Source organism: Polaromonas sp. P1_E3 (assembly GCF_056405935.1).
The window spans coordinates 1-1162 of sequence record NZ_JBFUBD010000626.1 but is presented as its reverse complement, the minus strand read 5'-3'; the positions used below and the strand labels follow the sequence as shown (position 1 = coordinate 1162).

The 1162-nt window shown below is 62.7% G+C and carries 2 protein-coding genes; both read left to right on the top strand.

Annotation, left to right across the window (positions count from 1 at the left end; all coding sequences use genetic code 11):
- The coding region (gene map, locus AC1D0Z_RS22305; protein WP_477660330.1) for a type I methionyl aminopeptidase at positions 1 to 542 on the top strand (542 nt) is incomplete at its 5' end.
- A gap of 51 nt (positions 543 to 593) precedes the next feature.
- On the top strand, positions 594 to 1162 hold a 569-nt coding region (locus AC1D0Z_RS22300), incomplete at its 3' end, for a DUF294 nucleotidyltransferase-like domain-containing protein (RefSeq protein WP_477660329.1).

The following is a 1162-nucleotide window of genomic DNA, read 5'->3' as shown; positions in this document are numbered from 1 at the left end:
ACGTGACCGTTATCACCAAGGACGGCTGGCACGGCGACAACAGCCGCATGTACCTCGTGGGCGAAGCATCGATCGCGGCCAAGCGGCTTTGCCATGTGACCTACGAGGCCATGTGGCAGGGCATCATGCGTGTCAAGCCCGGCGTCAGGCTGGGAGATATCGGCTTTGCGATCCAGACTTTTGCCGAGAAACAGGGCTTTTCCGTGGTCCGCGAGTTTTGCGGCCATGGGATTGGCCAGAAATTCCATGAGGAACCGCAGGTGCTGCACTATGGCCGTCCCGGTACCCTCGAAGAGCTAGTCCCCGGTATGACCTTCACTATCGAACCCATGATCAATGCCGGCAAGCGTGACATCAAGGACGGTCCTGAGAAGGATGGCTGGAGCATCGTGACGCGTGACCATTCCTTGTCCGCCCAGTGGGAGCACACCATTTTGGTGACCGAAACCGGCTACGAGGTACTGACCCTCTCCGCCGGCAGCCCGCCTATCCCGGCCTTTGTCCCGCAAAGCAGCCCTGCCCAAGCCGCTGTCAGTGCCTGAACCAGGCGCACAGTGGCGCCCCGCGCACTTTCTGACCCTGCGAGCTCCGCGATGATCGAGCTGGCCCCCGTCCGCGAGCAATACAAAGCGGGGAAAGCCGCCCTCCTCGCCACGCTGGCCGCCAGTGGCGCCTCGTCCCGCGGCATCCACAGCCTGCTGCAAAAATTCGCCCGCCATGCCGATGCGACCCTGCAGCTGCTCTGGCAGCGCGCCGGCTTTCCGGTTTCCGCCTGCCTGGTGGCCGCAGGAGGGTTTGGCCGCGGTGAGCTGTTTCCCCATTCGGATGTCGACGTGCTGCTGTTGTTGCCGGACAGCGCCAACATCGACGGCGACCCCGCCCTCAAGGCCAAGGTGGAGAGTTTCATCGGCGCCTGCTGGGATGTAGGCCTCGAAATAGGCTCCAGCGTGCGGACGATTTCCGGCTGTGTCGAAGAAGCGGCCAAGGACGTCACGGTGCAAACCTCCTTGCTCGAAGCCCGCCTGGTCGCCGGGTCCAAGAAGAACTTCCTGCAGCTGCAAAACCGGCTGGCCGTCGTACTGGACCCGCAAGCCTTTTACGTCGCCAAAACGCTGGAGCTGCGCCAGCGCCACAACAAATTCGAAAATACGCCCTACTCGCT